The 15,470-nt window shown below is 71.0% G+C and carries 16 protein-coding genes and 1 pseudogene; 7 read left to right on the top strand and 10 right to left on the bottom strand.

The features are described from left to right. Nucleotides 1-82: 82 nt before the first annotated feature. The 3 genes from cgi121 to ACZ432_RS07700 form a co-directional block, all read right to left on the bottom strand. Complete coding sequence (cgi121, locus tag ACZ432_RS07710) at nucleotides 83-757, bottom strand: KEOPS complex subunit Cgi121 (protein WP_426964629.1); 675 nt, start codon at nucleotides 755-757, stop codon at nucleotides 83-85. Further along, nucleotides 754-3,288, bottom strand: coding sequence for an ATP-dependent DNA helicase (locus ACZ432_RS07705; protein ID WP_426964628.1), 2,535 nt, complete (start codon nucleotides 3,286-3,288; stop codon nucleotides 754-756). The genes cgi121 and ACZ432_RS07705 overlap by 4 nt, the downstream gene beginning before the upstream one ends. A 72-nt stretch (nucleotides 3,289-3,360) precedes the next feature. Continuing rightward, nucleotides 3,361-3,615, bottom strand: a complete 255-nt coding sequence (locus ACZ432_RS07700; RefSeq protein ID WP_426964627.1) for a hypothetical protein — start codon at nucleotides 3,613-3,615, stop codon at nucleotides 3,361-3,363. Nucleotides 3,616-3,744: 129 nt separating this feature from the next. Here ACZ432_RS07700 and ACZ432_RS07695 point away from each other — a divergent pair. After that, nucleotides 3,745-4,683, top strand: a pseudogene (locus ACZ432_RS07695) (formate/nitrite transporter family protein); the annotation flags it as partial. 188 nt (nucleotides 4,684-4,871) lie between these two features. Here ACZ432_RS07695 and ACZ432_RS07690 read toward each other — a convergent pair. Continuing rightward, on the bottom strand, nucleotides 4,872-5,315 hold the full coding sequence (locus ACZ432_RS07690; protein WP_426964626.1) for a DUF2391 domain-containing protein: 444 nt from the start codon (nucleotides 5,313-5,315) through the stop codon (nucleotides 4,872-4,874). A gap of 148 nt (nucleotides 5,316-5,463) precedes the next feature. On the opposite strand from ACZ432_RS07690, the gene ACZ432_RS07685 reads away from it, so the two are divergent. Then, nucleotides 5,464-6,141, top strand: a complete 678-nt coding sequence (locus ACZ432_RS07685) for a class I SAM-dependent methyltransferase (protein WP_426964625.1) — start codon at nucleotides 5,464-5,466, stop codon at nucleotides 6,139-6,141. Nucleotides 6,142-6,180: 39 nt separating this feature from the next. Here ACZ432_RS07685 and ligA read toward each other — a convergent pair whose 3' ends face one another. Together ligA and ACZ432_RS07675 are read right to left on the bottom strand one after the other, a co-directional pair. Beyond that, the gene (gene ligA / locus ACZ432_RS07680; RefSeq protein ID WP_426964624.1) at nucleotides 6,181-8,439 is read right to left on the bottom strand and encodes an NAD-dependent DNA ligase LigA; all 2,259 of its coding nucleotides are present in this window, start codon (nucleotides 8,437-8,439) and stop codon (nucleotides 6,181-6,183) included. 504 nt (nucleotides 8,440-8,943) lie between these two features. Continuing rightward, nucleotides 8,944-9,522 (bottom strand): DUF7090 family protein, encoded by a 579-nt coding sequence (locus ACZ432_RS07675; RefSeq protein WP_426963959.1) that lies wholly within the window; start codon nucleotides 9,520-9,522, stop codon nucleotides 8,944-8,946. A 117-nt stretch (nucleotides 9,523-9,639) separates the two neighbouring features. Here ACZ432_RS07675 and ACZ432_RS07670 point away from each other — a divergent pair, with 117 nt between their 5' ends. The 3 genes from ACZ432_RS07670 (at nucleotide 9,640) to ACZ432_RS07660 (ending at nucleotide 11,188) form a co-directional block, all read left to right on the top strand. Continuing rightward, nucleotides 9,640-10,212: a magnesium transporter gene (locus ACZ432_RS07670; RefSeq protein WP_426963961.1), complete on the top strand. Its 573-nt coding sequence runs from the start codon at nucleotides 9,640-9,642 to the stop codon at nucleotides 10,210-10,212. 146 nt (nucleotides 10,213-10,358) lie between these two features. Next, on the top strand, nucleotides 10,359-10,874 hold the full coding sequence (locus ACZ432_RS07665) for a magnesium transporter (RefSeq protein ID WP_426964105.1): 516 nt from the start codon (nucleotides 10,359-10,361) through the stop codon (nucleotides 10,872-10,874). A 71-nt stretch (nucleotides 10,875-10,945) separates the two neighbouring features. After that, nucleotides 10,946-11,188, top strand: coding sequence for a ferredoxin (locus tag ACZ432_RS07660; protein ID WP_426963962.1), 243 nt, complete (start codon nucleotides 10,946-10,948; stop codon nucleotides 11,186-11,188). A 36-nt stretch (nucleotides 11,189-11,224) separates the two neighbouring features. Here the strand turns inward: ACZ432_RS07660 and hemB are convergent, their stop codons facing one another. The 3 genes from hemB to ACZ432_RS07645 form a co-directional block, all read right to left on the bottom strand. After that, nucleotides 11,225-12,205: a porphobilinogen synthase gene (hemB, locus tag ACZ432_RS07655; RefSeq protein WP_426963963.1), complete on the bottom strand. Its 981-nt coding sequence runs from the start codon at nucleotides 12,203-12,205 to the stop codon at nucleotides 11,225-11,227. Nucleotides 12,206-12,306: 101 nt separating this feature from the next. Beyond that, entirely contained in the window at nucleotides 12,307-12,471 is a 165-nt protein-coding gene (locus ACZ432_RS07650; RefSeq protein WP_426963965.1) for a DUF6757 family protein, read from the bottom strand. A 135-nt stretch (nucleotides 12,472-12,606) separates the two neighbouring features. Further along, entirely contained in the window at nucleotides 12,607-13,386 is a 780-nt protein-coding gene (locus ACZ432_RS07645; protein ID WP_426964106.1) for a PHP domain-containing protein, read from the bottom strand. 260 nt (nucleotides 13,387-13,646) lie between these two features. On the opposite strand from ACZ432_RS07645, the gene ACZ432_RS07640 reads away from it, so the two are divergent. Continuing rightward, a complete protein-coding gene (locus ACZ432_RS07640) occupies nucleotides 13,647-13,931 on the top strand; it encodes a DUF5789 family protein (protein ID WP_426963966.1) in 285 nt (94 codons plus the stop codon). Between the two features lie 148 nt (nucleotides 13,932-14,079). Here ACZ432_RS07640 and ACZ432_RS07635 read toward each other — a convergent pair whose 3' ends face one another. Beyond that, entirely contained in the window at nucleotides 14,080-15,126 is a 1,047-nt protein-coding gene (locus ACZ432_RS07635; RefSeq protein ID WP_426963967.1) for a DUF5784 family protein, read from the bottom strand. A 152-nt stretch (nucleotides 15,127-15,278) separates the two neighbouring features. On the opposite strand from ACZ432_RS07635, the gene ACZ432_RS07630 reads away from it, so the two are divergent. Then, nucleotides 15,279-15,449, top strand: a complete 171-nt coding sequence (locus tag ACZ432_RS07630) for a DUF5786 family protein (protein ID WP_394326210.1) — start codon at nucleotides 15,279-15,281, stop codon at nucleotides 15,447-15,449. Nucleotides 15,450-15,470: the final 21 nt, after the last annotated feature.

The following is a 15,470-nucleotide window of genomic DNA, read 5'->3' as shown; positions in this document are numbered from 1 at the left end:
GACCGGTTGTCGCCCACCGAACCGCTCCGGTCGTCGCCCGCCGAACCTCTCCAGTCGTCGCCCGCCGAACCTACCCAGTCGGTCACTTCTCCACGTCGAGCAGAGCGACCCGTTCCAGCACCACGTCCGCGAGCGTCCCGTCGACCGCGGCCAGCTCCGCGTCGCTCACGTCGAAGAACTCTCGGACGGTCGCGAGGTCGGTCCCGGGAACGTCCCCGTCGGGCCCCACGACCGCGGAATCGGCTAGCAGGTCGAGCACGCGGTCGACCGCCCTCTCGACGGCTTCCTCGTTCTCCTCGGTCGGCCGGTCACCGCATCCGCGCTCTTCGGTCGGCCGGTCACCGCATCCGCGCTCTTCGGTCGGCCGGTCACCGCATCCGCGCTCTCCGCCGGTCTCCCCTTCGGTCATCGACGTCGCGTAGACGACCGCCGCGGCCGGCCCCTCGCCCTCGTCGACGCCCATCTTCAGCGCGCGGTCGATCTGTCGACGGCCGGCCGCGTACAGCAGCACCTCGACCGCGCGGTCCCGCGCGACGGTCTCTCCGCGGTCGGCGGCGCGCTCGGCCAACTCGACCGCGCGGACGAGGTGCCGCCGGGAGACGACGTACCGCGCGTCGAACACCTGCACCACCGCGCCGGTCGCCTCGCGGACGGCATTCACCTCCGCGAGGAACGCGTCGAGGTCGTCGACCCGCGCGGTCCCTGCCACAACACGCACGTCGACCTCGGGCGCACTGCCGACAGTCGCGCCCGTCATCCGAAATCACCCAGACTCGACTGGCCGTCGCCGTCCCCCTCGGCGGCGCCGGCGGTCGCGGCCGCGGAGGCACTCGCGTCCGCGCGCACGCCGTCCATCGAGGGGTCCTCGCGGCCGGCGTTCTGGAGGATGCGCTCGGCGGTCTTCTCGCGCCCGCGGAGCGCACCGAGTACCACCGACTTGTCGGCCTCACGGAGGTCCGCCCGATCCTCGATGCCCGCCTCGTAGAGCCGCCGAGCGCGCTTTCGGCCGACGCTCCGGACCCCGGCCAGGTCCAGCAGCTCCTCGCGAACGCCGTACTCGACGCGCTTGCGCGCCTCGCGGACCGCGACGACCGCGTCCGGGTGCACGTCGACCTCCCGCGCGAGCGTCTCGGCCGCCCGGAGGAGCCACTCCGCGGTCTCGACCTTCCCGCGGATGTCGCCGGGGCCGACGCCGTACCGCTCAGCGATGCGGTCCTCGTCCACCTCGCTGGCCCAGTCCTCCAGCATCCGCGCGGTCTTGAGCGACGCGAGCCAGTCCTCGAAGCGCACGTCCTCGTACTCCGAGGGCACGTCCCCCGGGAGCTCCGCCTCGCGCTCGTAGCAGAGCTCGGTGTACGTCTCGCGGTCGCCGGACTTGAGGTAGAGCTCGTACATGTCCGGCGTCCGGCTCACGAGGTGGTAGAGCCCGAGGGGCGTGAGGTCGATGTCGGCGCTACCGTCGCTTTCGCTTTCCCCGTCGCTTTCGCCTTCTCCGTCGCTCTCGCCTTCCCCTTCGCTTCCGCCTTCGTCCGCACCCACATTTTTGTCCTCGGCGTCACCCTCTCCGGCGTCACCCTCATCGCTCCGCGTGTAGTTCATGAACGCGGTCTCCTCGCCGGCGCCGCCGTCCTCGGCGGGGACGAACTCGGCGTTCGCGGTCCCCGCGGCCGCCTCGTTTTCGTCTCCCTCCGCAGTCCCCGCGGCAGCCTCCAGCCCGTCGATCATCTCGGCGGCGCTCATGGGGTCCAGATACAGCCGGGAGACGGTGTGGCCCGTCGAGGTGGCCGACAGCGACTCCGTGCCGTCCGCGTACTCGCGGTCGAGGAAGCCGTTGACCTCCAGGTAGTCGAGGACGGTGTCCGTCACCGACTCCAGCCGGCGGTCGTCGTCCGTCTGGGTGGCGTACAGCGTGTTGCTCAGGAACTCTAACAGTCCCTCGCGGGTCGAGGCGAAGCCGGTCGCGACGGTCGCGAGCACGTGCGTTCGGAGCGCGGGCTCGGCGGCGAGCTTCGAGCGCACGTTCTCCGGCTCGGCCCAGATGTACCGCTCGAACAGTTCGTCCATCGTGTCGGAGTCCTTCGCGAGCAGCACCGCCTCGCCGTAGGGGTCGAGCCCCGGCCGCCCGGCGCGGCCGCACATCTGGTGGACCTCCAGCACGTCCAGCGGCTTCATGCCGCCGAACTCGCCGTCGTAGCGCCGCCAGTCGCGGACGATCACGCGGCGGGCGGGCGTGTTCACCCCCGCGGCGAGCGTCGGCGTCGCGGCGATGACCTTGATCAGCCGGTCGCGGAAGGCGTCCTCCACGAGGCTCCGGTGCTCGCTCGCGAGCCCGGCGTGGTGGAAGGCGGCGCCCTGCTCGACGGCGTCGGCCAGATCCTCGGACGTGTCGGTGTCCGAGACGCCCCTGATCTCCTCGGCCAGCGCACGGAGGTCGTCGCGCTCGTCGGCGGTCAGTCGGGGCTTTGTCACGTCGGTCAGCTTGCGCGCGGCCGACTCCGCGTTTCGTCGGGAGTTGACGAACACCAGCGAGGAGCCGCCCTGTCCCTCCTCCTCGGTGTCGAGCGCGTCCGCGACCAGCGCCGCGGTCTGGTCCTCGCCGCGCTCGACGGGGACTTCCTTCTGGCTCCCGTCGTCGAAGTTGATCGCGTTGCCGAAGTGGACGCCCATCCGGAGGTCGATGGGGCGCCAGTCCGACTCCACCAACTCGGCGTCGAGCCAGTCGGCGACGACGTCGGCGTTGCCGACCGTCGCGGAGAGCGCGACCGTCTGCAGTCCGGGGTTCACGCGGCGGAGCTTCGCGAGCGTCACCTCGAGCGTCGGGCCGCGGCCGGCGTCGTCGACGAGGTGGACCTCGTCGGAGACGACGCAGGTGAGGTCGTCGATCCACGGGGCGCCGTTGCGGATCAGCGAGTCGACCTTCTCGGAGGTGGCCACGATGATGTCGCGGCTCGCGAGCCACTCGCCGTCGGACTCGTAGTTACCCGTCGAGACACCGGTCGTCACGCCGAACTCCGCCCACCGCTCGAACTCGGCCTTCTTCTCGGACGCCAGCGCGCGCAGGGGGACGATGTACAGCGCCTTCCCGCCGCGCTCGACCGCCGAGAGCATGGCTAACTCGGCGATCAGCGTCTTCCCGGACGCGGTCGGCACGGCCGCGACGAGGCTCTCGCCGTCGGTCACTCCGGCGTCGACCGCCGCCTCCTGGGGCGGGTAGAGATCGGCGATCCCCTCCGCTTCGAGGGCCTCGCCAACGCCCGCGGGAAGCCCGGAGAGCGAGGTCGGTTCCATTGGGTGTCCGTCGTCCCCGCTCGGATTTAAAGGGTCGGAGAGAGCGTGCTACACCTCGTCGGCCGGGCCGCGCTACACCTCGTCGTCGAGATCGTGCTCCTCGGCCATCCGGTCGGCCTCGCGGGCGAAGCGCTCGACGTTCTCGGGGTCCGTCGCGGCCAGGTCCGACCCGTCCACCTCGCGGCCGGCGGTGACGCCGCGACCGGTGACGAGGCGCTGCTGGGCGATCTCGGTGGTGTGCATGCGCTCGCCGTCGGTCGTGGCGTACGTGAGACGGACGAGGCCCTTCGAGTCGAACTGTCGGTCGACGAGCCAGACGCGGGGCATGTCTGGTGGAACGTCGCCGGCGATCGGGATAAAGCGCCTGTTCGCGGCTCCGCGGACGCGGCCGCGTCGGTCGCCGTCGCCCGGGAGCGGTAACAGGCGTTTTTACCCCGGGCGGTGTAGCCGGACGCAATGACCGACAGCGACGACGAGGAGAACGGCAGCGAGGCCGTCCGGCAGGCGGTCGAGGAGTCGCGCCACGGCGCGCCGGCCGTGGGCGCGGTGGTCCGCGACCGCTTCGAGACGGACGAGGTGTTCCAACGCATCGTCGCGGCCGCGGACGACGAGATCGACACGCCGTTCCGCGAGCTGTTCTTCAGCGCGCTGGCGGCCGGGTTCGCGATCACGCTGACGTTCCTGATGTACGCGTCGCTGTACGGCGCTACGGACGGCCACCCGATCCTGAAGGCGCTTCTGTACCCCATTGGGTTCATCTACATCATCATCGGCGGGTATCAGCTGTACACCGAGAACACGCTCCCGCCGGTCGCGCTCGTACTGGAGCGGCTCGCCAGCGTGCCGGCGCTGTTGCGCGTCTGGCTCGTCGTGATGATCGGCAACTTCGTCGGCGGCGGGCTGGGCGCGCTCGTGCTCGCGTACTCCGGCGTGTTCTCGCCCGCGGCCGCTGAGGCGGCCATGAGCCTCTCGCAGACCGGGCTGGAGACGCCCTTCTGGGACCTGTTCTTCAAGGCCGGCTTCGCCGGGTTCATCGTCGCGGGCGTCGTCTGGATGGACTTCGCTTCGCGGGACACGATCTCGCGGCTGGTCCTGATCTACATCGCGTTCCTCTGTATCCCGCTGGCGAACCTCTTCCACGTCGTCGTCTCGTTCACGGAGCTGATGTACCTCTTCTTCCTGGGCGAGGCGGCACTGCTCCCCGGGCTGACGACGTTCGTCTTCCCGGTACTGCTCGGGAACACCATCGGCGGCGTGCTCTTGGTCACGGTGGTCAACTACTTCCAGACCTCCGAGAGCCGTCGGCAGACCGTCCGCGAGGGCCAGGACGTGACCCAGCTCACGCTGGGCGAGCTGACGATGGGCGCCCGCGCCGGCCGGACGTACGTCCCGGTCGAGCCGGACGAGCGGTCCTATACCCAGCGTCGTGAGGAGGAAGACTGACGCCGCCTGCCGGTTACCCACCCCGCGGCCGGAACCGACTCCGTTCTCCGCTCCTGCTCTCGCACTCCCGTTTCTGAGCCCGCTCCCGCACTCCCGTTTCTGAGCCCGCTCCCGCACTCCCGTTCTCCAAAACGGAAGTCTCAGAAGACGCTGTCGGCGGTCGCGGCGCCGACGACGCTGAACACCGCGCCGACGGTCACGGCCTTCGCGGTCGTGAGCCACAGGTCGACGCCCGCGATCCCCTGCTCGATCAGGAACGTGTCCGGAGCGTCGAACAGGAGGGCGAGCACCGCGACGGAGCCGAACGAGACCACCATCAGCGAGACGAACCGGACCGGGATCCCGACGACCTCCTGTTCCTCGTCCGGATCGCGGCCGGTGTCCGCGCGATAGAGCGCCGCGTAGCCGATTGCGGCGACGACGCAGGCGGTCAGGACGGCCTGCAGCCCGTTCATCCCGCCGGCGAGCACCCACACCTCCTCGGTGACGACGAACGGCCCCGCGAGCAGGAACCCGCCGACGATCTGCTGGGCGGAGTCCGCGATCCGGAAGTTGGGACGCCGCAGCCCCCGTGGTCGCTTCATGCTTCCCCATGCGAGGGGTGGCGATAAAACTCCGCCGCCAGCGCCCCCCGTCCGTCGCCTCGCCGACGCCTCGCAGGCGCCTCGGCGGCTCCTCGCCGACGGCGAGGCGTCCGAACCGGTTTTCACGCCGCCGGCCGGAGAGTCGGTCATGAGCGTTCGCGAGGAGTTCGACGAGTGGGCCGCGTCGGGGAAGGACCGCGGGATGGAGGAGCGCCACTGGCACACCGCGAAGCACGTCCTCGCCCGGATGCCCGTGGAGCGGGGCGACACGGTCGTCGACCTCGGAACCGGGTCGGGGTACGCGCTCCGCGCGCTCCGCGAGCGGGGGATCGGCCGCGGCTACGGCCTCGACGGCGCGCCGGAGATGGCCCGCAACGCGCGGAGCTACACCGACGACCCCGACGTGGGCTTCCTCGTCGGGGACTTCGACGACCTGCCGTTCGCGGACGACTCGGTCGACCACGTCGTCACGATGGAGGCGTTCTACTACGCCGCGGACCCCCACCGAACGCTCGAGGAAGTCCGCCGAGTTCTGAAACCCGGCGGCACCTTCTACTGCGCGGTCAACTTCTTCGCGGAGAGCGAGCACACGCACGCATGGCAGGACTCGATCTCCGTGGACATGACGCTGTGGAGCCGCGAGCAGTACCGCGAGGCGTTCCGCGAGGCGGGACTCCACGTCGCCGAACAGGACGCGATCCCGGACCGCGAGATCGAGATCCCGCCCGCGGAGGCGTTCCCGACCGACAGCTGGGAGACGCGCGAGGCGATGGTCGACCGCTATCGGACGTGGGGGACCCTGCTGACCGTCGGCGTCGCGCCCTGATACGGACGATTTTCTGAATCGGGGCAGCGCCGGCCGCGGTCACTCCGCGGGCGGCCACTCGACGTCGCGATCGGCCAGCAGGTCCGCGAACGCCTCCTCGTCCAGTTCCGGCACGCCTTCCTCGTCCGCGTCCGCGCGCTTGGTCGCGCCGGGGTCCTCGCCGACGACGAGGTAGTCGGTGTTGCCGGACACGCTCCCGGTCGCGTTCGCGCCGTGTCGCTCCACCAGCTCCTGCGCCTCGCTACGGGGGACCGACAGCGCGCCCGTGAACACGAACGTCAGCCCGTCGAGCTCGTCGCCGGTCTCGCCCGCGACGGGTTGGGGGTCGACCCCGAGGTCGCGGAGGGCCTCGATGGCCTCGCGGTTGCGCTCGGCGTCGAGGAACTCCCGAATCTCGGTCGCGACCGTCTCGCCCACGTCCTCGACCGCGGTCAGCTCCTCGACGTCGGCGTCCAGCAGCGCGTCGAGCGTCCCGAAGTGCGTCGACAGCGAGCGCGCGGTCGTCGGCCCCACCTCCGGGATGCCGAGCGCGGCGAGGAATTCGTCGAGCGGCGGCTCCTTCGAGGCCGAAAGCTCCGCGATCAGGTTCTCCGCGCTCGTCTCGCCCCACCCCTCCAGCCCCACGAGGTCGTCCTTCTCCAGCCGGTAGAGGTCCGGGAGCGACTCGACGAGCCCGGCCTCCCGGAGCTGTTCGACCGTCTCCGGCCCGAGCCCCTCGATGTCGAGCGCGTCGCGGCGCGCCCAGTGCTCGACCGCCCGCTCCAGCTGTGCGGGACAGCCGAGCCCACCGGTACAGAACGCCAGGGGACCGTCGCGCTCGACCACGGAGCCGCAGACCGGGCACTCCGCCGGGAACTCGTAGTGCCCCTCCGAGCGCTTCTCCACGACCGCGGGGATGTAGGGGATCACGTCGCCCGCGCGGTAGACCCGAACCACGTCGCCGACGTTCACGCCGAGCGTCTCGATCTCCTCGGGGTTGTGGAGCGTCGCCCGCGAAACCGTCACGCCGCCGACCTCGACGGGATCGAGCATCGCGACCGGCGTGAGCCGGCCGGTGCGGCCAACCTGTACGACGACGTCCTCGACGGTCGTGGTCTCGGTCCGCGGCGGGAACTTGTAGGCGAACGCCCACCGGTACGACCGCGAGGTGGTCCCGAGCGCGTCGCAGGCCGCGTGGTCGTTCACCTTGATGACGGTGCCGTCGATCTCGTAGTCGAGGTCGTCGCGGACCGACTCCATCCGGTCCCGGTAGTCGATCGCCTCGTCGACGTCCGCGACCAGTTCCACGCGGTCGTTGTGTCTGAGCCCGAGGTCCTCGAAGAGGTCGAGTTCGTCCCAGTGGGTCGGCGGGCGCCCGCGGCCGGGTTCGCCGGCGTCTCCCGCGTTCTCGCCCTCCGAGCCGGCGCTTCCCGCGTCCGCGCTCGTCCCGCCCGCCCCGGCCGACTCCGTCCCGCCCGCCTCCGCCCAGTCGAGCACGTCGAAGAAGAATATCGAGAGCGGCCGCTCCGCGACGACGGAGGGGTCGAGCTGGCGGAGCGTCCCCGCGGCCGCGTTCCGGGGGTTCGCGAACGGCTCCTTCCCCGCCTCTCGGCGCTCGCGGTTGTGCTCCTCGAACGCGTCCAGCGGCATGTACACCTCGCCGCGGACCGCGAGGAACGCCGGCGGGTCCCCCCGGAGCTTGCTCGGGACCGCGCGTATCGTCCGCACCTGCTCGGTCACGTCGTCGCCCTCGTGCCCGTCCCCTCGGGTCGCGGCGCGCGCGTATTCGCCGTCCTCGTAGATCACCTCGACGGAGAGTCCGTCGAACTTCGGCTCGCAGACGTAGTCGACGTCGGGGTCGATCTCCGCCTCGCGGAGGTTCCTGCGCACGCGCTCGTCGAACTCGCGCACGTCCGCGGCGTCGGTCGAGGCGTCGATGGAGAGCATCGGCGCGGTGTGTGCGACCGTTTCGAGGTGGTCCACCGGCGCCCCGCCGACGCGCTGTGTCGGGGAGTTCTCGGTCGGGAGGTCGAAGGCGTCCTCCAGTTCGAGCAACCGGTCGAACAGCGCGTCGTACTTCGCGTCCGAGACGATGGGGTCCGCCTCGACGTAGTACCGGTAATCGTGCTCGCGGACCGCGTCCCGGAGCAGCGCGGCCTGCTCGGCCGCCGTCTCCGGGTCCAGTTCCGCGATCGGATCGAAGTCGGTCGGCGGGTCGCGGACGTAGGGGTTCTCGTCGGGGTCGGCGTAGCGGTGGCCCTCCGCGCCCTCGTCGTCGGCCGATCCGTCCGGATCGCGGGCGGCCGCGTCGTCGCTCATGCACGGGCGTGTGCGCGCCACAGTCTAAAAGCGGTCGGAGAAACAGCGATTCCCCTTCCTGTGGCGTTTTGTGAGGTTCTTCTGTGTCTGTCGCAGATCCTGCTGATCGGGGCGGCATCACCCAGAAAGCCCCAGCCGGCTCTCCGTACAACGTTTTTGAAACTGCTGGCGATCCTGCTGTGTGGGACAGCACCACCCAGAAAGCCCCAGCCGGCTCGACCCGCCGGGCCTCGCTGCGCGCTCGCGCCTCTCCGCACAGCTCGGCGCGAGTGCTTACGTCGTCCGGGCGGGATCGAGCCGGCTGCCCCTTTCAGTCCCACCCCGCAACCGCACCACAACCGCACCGCGACCGTCCAGCACCGCAGCCTCGCACCTCCCCAACCTCGGCGGCGGCGCGGCCGCGGAACCGCACCGCACAGCAGGCGGCCGCGCCGCCGCCTCCCTCGCGCGCGTTGCTCACGCGCGCCGACCGCAACGTTCTGGAGGGCTGTTCGCCGCCTGCTCTCAGAAGTCGACGCTCACGGAGCCGTCCTCGCCGAGGTCGACGACGCCGCCGAACAGCCCCCGGAAGCGGTCGATCGTCGCCTCGTCGTGGACCTCCTTCGAGAGGTGGAACACGCCGACTGCGTCGTGGTCGGCGAGCAGGTCGACCATCGCCGCGGCGGCCTCGTAGGTCTCGTCCTCGTCGGCGTAGTAGGCCATCTCCGTGAGCGAGTCGACGGAGACGCGGCGTTTGCCCTCCGTGTCGGCGAGGAAGCGCTCGACGCGCTCGACGACGCCGTCGAGATCCTCCGGCGCGGCGACGTAGTGGACGTTCTCCGCGGAGCGGCGCGAGTAGCCCCGCTCGACGGAGAGGGTGTCGAGGATGGTCGCCTTCGACTCGTCCACGTCGTAGTAGTCCAACTTCTGCTCGACCTCGCGGGCGGTCGTCCGCGTGGACACCACGAGGAAGGCGTCCGTGTCGACCTTCAGAAAGTCCGTATCGATCCGGTCGGTCTCGCCGATGCTGGGATGTAACAGAAGGATCCCCGTCCCGCCCGGGATCGTCTCGGGTGCGCCGTCGATGGCGAGCGCGTACTCCATACACGCCCGGATCCGCCGGACGGACTTAAGTCCCGAGGCCACCCCGGAGCGCGGTCGACGGCGAGGTTCGCGGCGCCCGCTCGGATTTTTGTACCCGGTGGCCGTTGGGACGGACGAATGTACGGGCAGGACACCGCCCGGGACGTCTACCGACAGGCGCTCCCGGTGATCCTCGTGAGCCTCGTCGCCGGGCTGTTCGCGGGGACGATCCTCGGAACCGAGACGATGCGCCGCGGGATCGGACAGGTTCCGGGGCTGTTGCTCCTTCTCCCCGCGTTCCTCGCCACGCGAGGCGGGGTCTACGGCTCGCTCGGCGCCCGGATCTCCACCGGGCTCCACCAGGGGCTCATCGAACCGGACTTCGCGCTCGACCGGCCGCTCCGGAACGCGGTCGTCGCCTCCTTCGTCAACGGCATGACCGTCTCCGTCTTCATCGCGGCGGTCGCGTTCGCGGTCCTCCGCGCGCTCGGCCGCGAGGGGAGCCTGCTCGACCTCGTCGGGATCATGGTCGTCGCGGGCTTCCTCTCGGCGGTGCTGATGCTGTCGGTGCTGCTGACGGTCATCCTGCTCGGCTACCGCCGAGGACTCGACCCGGACAACGTCATCGGCCCCATCGTCACCACGCTCGGCGACGTGTTCGGCGTCGCGTTCCTGCTGGTGGGGATCCGGGTCGTGGAGGTGGTGCTGTGAGCGACGCGGGGGCCGGGGCGTCGGCGGGGGCTCCCGACGCCGAGCGGGACGACGAGGTGACCCCCGAGGAAGCGCCGATCGACGCCGAGCGCGGCGCCGGCCGCGGGGTGCCGCCGGACTGGACGGTCCGGCGGATCGTCCGCACGATGGTTCCGCTGCTCGCGGCGCTGTCGGTGGTCCAGATGGTGTCGGGGACGGTCCTGGAGAGCTACGAGGAGGCGCTGCTGGCGAACCCGGAACTGCTGATCCTCGTCCCGGTCCAGATCGGCACCGCGGGCAACCTCGCGTCGATCATGTGCTCGCGGCTCTCGACGGGGATCCACCTCGGGACGTTCGAGCTCTCGCCGTCGAACCCCGCGGTCCGGGCCAACGTCGGCGCCGTCTTCGCGCTCGCGGCGACGGTGTTCTCCGCGGTCGGCGTCGCCGCGTGGGCGCTCGGTACGCTGCTGGGCGGCACCCTCGGACTGGCCGACGTGCTCACCGTCTCGCTGCTGTCCGGGATGGCGCTGGCGGTGCTGGTGGTCGTCATGAGCCTGTTCGCCGTGCAGGCGTCCTACCGGATCGGGCTCAACCCCGACGACACCACGATCCCGATCGTGACGAACCTCTGTGACGTGGGCGGGGTGCTGATTCTGTTCGCGGTCGTCGCGGTCGTGCTGTGAGTCGTCCTCGACCCCTGCCGGACCCCGCCACGAACGCCATCGCTTTGTACCGCCTCGCCCAATCCCGCCCCATGCGCGTCGAGTTCGACCGCGACACCTGCATCGGCATGTACCAGTGCGTCGCGGAGTGGGACGGCTTCGAGAAGAACCTCGACGAGGGGAAGGCGGACCTCGTCGGCGGCGAGGAGACCGACGAGGACGTGTTCGTCGTCGAGGTGCCCGACGGCGAGGAGTTCGACGCGAAGTTCGCGGCCCGCGTCTGCCCCGTCGACGCCATCGCGGTGTACGACGACGACGGCGAGCAGGTCGTCTGAGGCCGGTTTCTTCGGTCCGGTTTCGACCGAGTCGACTCAGAGCCGGTCCGCCAGATCCTCCGCGAAGTAGGTGAGGATCAGGTCCGCTCCGGCACGCTTGATCGACAGCAGCGACTCGTAGGCGACCGCTTCGAGGTCGAGCCACCCCTTCTCCGCGGCCGCGTGGAGCATCGCGTACTCGCCGGAGACGTTGTACGCCGCGATGGGGCGGTCGAACTCCCGGCGGAGGTCGGAGACAACGTCGAGGTACGGCAGCGCGGGCTTGACCATCAGCACGTCGGCGCCCTGCTCGGCGTCGAGGCGCGCCTCTCGGGTCCCCTCGCGGCGGTTCGCGGGGTCCATCTGGTAGTGCCGGCGGTCGCCGAACGCGGGCGCGCCGTCCGCGGCGTCCCGGAACGGGCCGTAGAAGGCGGACTCGTACTTCGCGGCGTAGCTCATCAGCGCCACGTCCCCGTGGCCGGCGTCGTCGAGCGCCTCGCGGACCGCGGCCACCTGCCCGTCGGCCATCGCGGAGGGCGCGACCATGTCCGCGCCCGCCTCCGCCTGCGAGACCGCGGTCCGCGCGAGCAGCTCCAGCGTCTCGTCGTTCTTCACCGTCAGCGTCGGGTCCGCCGCGGCGTCGTCCTCGATCACACCGCAGTGGCCGTGGTCGGTGTACTCACAGAGGCAGACGTCGCCGACGACGTAGGCGTCGGTCTCGGCGGTGATCCGCCGGATCGCGCGCTGGACGACGCCGTCCTCGGCGTACGCGCGGGACCCCCGCGGGTCCTTCGACTCGGGGATGCCGAACACGACGACCGCCTCGACGCCCGTCTCGAGGACCTCCTCGACGCGCGCGGCCGCCTCCGCGACCGGCACGCGCTCGTGGCCCGGCATCGACTCGATGGGGACGCGCTCGTCGGTCGTGGCGTCGACGAACACCGGCGCCATCAGGTCCGACGCCGACAGCGTCGTCTCGCCCACGAGGTCGCGCACGCCGTCCGTACGCAGCCGTCGCGGGCGGTCGGTGAGGTGCATGCCCGAGCGTTGGCAACGCGGGGACTTCTAAGGTTCGCTCGCGGCGCGGGAGGGACGCGAAAAGGGATCGAAAGGGCGAGGGAGGGGGATCGGCGGAGCGCCTACTCGGCGCCCTCGATGTCGATCCGCTCGCGGAGCTCCTCCAGCTCCTCGGACTCCGCGAGGCGCTCGACCTGCTCCCGGAAGTGCTCCTCGCAGAGCCCGACCTTCACTCCGTCCGTGGACGCGGCGTACGCGGCCTCCCGGTCGCAGTAGTGGCAGTTCATACTCGTTCTAGTGGCTGACCGCGGTTAAGGGTAGCTTTCGCGGGTGTCGGCCCGGACGCCGCCGTCGCCCGCTTCCGTTCGGCTCCGCGTTCGACTCGCCAACGGGCCCGCCGAGCGGGGACGACGCCGCGGCCCTCACGGCTCCGGCAGGCGCTCGCGGAGGGGGGCGAACGCCTCGGCGGTGAGGCCGGTGACGCCCAGCTCGCGCTGATGGGCGTCGGTTCCGCCGGTCAGGAGGAGGTCGGCGTCGTCGGCGACGCGCTCGACCGCGTCGACGCCGACGCGGCGCCCGTAGGGGTACCAGCGCTCGACGGCGTCGAGTTCGCGTGCCACTTCGAGCGCGGCCGGGGTATCGCCGTACCTGAAGGGGTGTGCGAGCCCGACGACCGCACACGACCCCCGCAGGAGTTCGACCCCGCGGTCGAGCGACGTGACCTCGCGCGGCACGTAACAGGGTCCGTCGTCGCCGATAAGCTCCGCGAACGCACCCTCGTAGTCGTAGGGCGCCTCGGAGTCGGCGATGGCGCGCGCGATGTGGGGTCGGCCCAGCCCCGGCCGGGGTTCGAGGTCGAGGTCGACGCCGGTGTGGGCCTCCACGCGGTCGAGGATCTTCGCGCCGCGCTCCCGTCTGTCCGCCTGGAGGCGGTCGACCTCCGCCTCCAGTTCCGGCGTCGGCTCGACGCCGTACCCGAGCAGGTCGAGGCGCTGGTCGCCGGCGTCCACGCGGAGTTCGATCCCGCGGATCAGCCGCACGCCCGCGCGCTCGACGACCGGCGCGTCGATGTCGGGATGGATCCGGTCGTGGTCGGTGACCGCCACCCAGTCGAGCCCCGCCTCGGCCGCGACCGCGGGCACCTCCTCGAGCTCCAGCGTCCCGTCCGAAACCGTCGTGTGGACGTGCAGGTCCGCGACCACCGGCCCGTCCGTCGCCGCGGCGTCCCGCGGGACCGCCCCCTCGACGGCCCGTGACGCCGCCCCGCTCGCCTCCACCCCTCGCTCCTCCGTCTCGCGGTCGTTCACGGGCACCGCTCCCGCACGTGGCGACATAAACCCGCCCATGACGGACCGTCCATGACGGCCCGCCGACCTCGTGATTAATGATCATTAAGGAATCCCCTCCGACTAAGGTCGTACATGGACAATCGTTAAGAACCCTCGGCGATTCCGAACTGGTGATGCGCTTGAACGGCATCGACGAACGACTCGAACGGCAACAGTACCCGGCGACCACGTCGGAGATCATCGCGGCTCACGGCAACGCGAGCGTAGAGCTCGCCGAGGGCTCCGAGCGGCTCGGGGACATCCTCACCCGCATGGGCGAGGAGACGTTCGAGCGGCCGGACGACGTGTTCGCGGCGATCCGGTCGGGCGTCTGCGCCCGCGGCGTCGGACGGCGGTTCTACTCGGACCGCGACCCCGACGCGCTGGGCGAGCAGGGGCCGGAACCGGTGTCGTTCTAACGCGGATCACGACTCCGTGGGCTGCCGCGCCGGCGCCGCCGCGGGACCGGCCGTCGGCGTGCGACGCGACGCATCGCGTCACCTTCTGTCGGCGGCACGCGCCGCCTTTTCGACCGTCGTAGCGGCGTAACCGCCTTTTTCGGGCCGATCAGACCCACTCGACCGCGTCGTCCAGATCGACCGGCACCGAGCCCTTGCTGTACGCCTCGACCCGGCCGCTCGGGCGGGCGCGGAAGACGACCGCGGGCCGGTGGCGCACGTCCGGCCGTTCGCCCCGCACGGCGTTCCAGTCGGCGTCGGGGAACGACGAGCAGTCGACGAACAGCGTGACGCCGCCGCCGTGGGCCTCCAGTTGGCCGTCCGTCTTCGTCTTGGCCGTGTCGCGGACGGCCGCGACCGGGCTGCCGGCCGCGCGCCCGGAGACGGGCTGCGGTCGGGTCACCTCGACGAGGTGCGCCTCGTCGTCCCTCTCGCGCTCCGCGCGGTAGTCGAGCGAGTGGCCGGTCGTCACCTCGATCTCCGGCGTGACCTCGTAGCCGGCGTCCGTGAGGAGCTTCGCCGCGATGAACTCGCCCATCGTGGCGCTCATCCGGACGAGGTCCATCCCGGCGGAGGTGCCGAGCTTGCCGGCCATCGTCTCGCGGTAGGGGTCCAGCGTGCCGGGCCGGAGGATCTCCTCGACGAACGCGGTCGCGGACTCGCGGTCGGCGTCCGGGAAGCCGGCGGCGTGGTCGCGGAAGAACGCCCGCGTCGTCTCCGCGCCGTCCTTCGAGCAGAACACCGGGAGGAAGAACCACGAGACGTGCGGGAACTCCCGCAGCCACGGCTCGTCCTCGTGGAGGCCCGCCAGCAGTTCGCGCTCGGCCCACCGTCGGACGCCGTAGGGCACCTCGTCGAAGCCGTACTTGTCCGTCTTCCAGAGCCGCCGCGGCGTCTCGGTGTTGCCGATCCAGTAACCGACCGGACCCGCGGACGCCCCCGGCGGCGGGTCGTCGTCGTGGTCGGTCCAGCAGAACAGCGCCAGCGATCCGTCGTCCATCTCGAACCGCCGCCCCTCGTAGCTCGGCGGCGGGCTGAACCACGGAGCCGACCCCGCCGCGCCGAGGTTCTCGTCGAGGGGGCGCTCGAGCTGGCTGCGGACTCGACCCGGGTCCCACTCCCCGGGCGCGCGCCGGAATCGAAGCGGTCGTGCCACGGCCGGTCTACCGCCCGCGTCCGCTAAGGGTTTCCGATGCGCCACAGTCCGAGGCGTCACAGCCCCGTCTCCGACCGCGACCGTCCATCCTGATCGATCATCGTGTTTCTCCGTTATCCTTATAACAGACTGATTCCAAGTGCAGGTGTACCATGTCAATGGGTGCCTATGACGAGGACGAGCACGAGCGTCGTGAGCAGAAGACGGGCGTCGTCGACGCCGCGTTCGACGACGAGCGGACGAACTACGAGGGTTCGTTCACGTACGACTCCGGCGACTCGGCCGAGCAGCTCCTCGACAAGTTCCGAGAGCTGAACGAGTAGGCACACGGCCCCACCCGAGGC

This window comes from Haloparvum alkalitolerans (assembly GCF_055381565.1).
The sequence above is the reverse complement of the archived record's forward strand: the minus strand, read 5'-3'. Positions and strand labels throughout refer to the sequence as shown.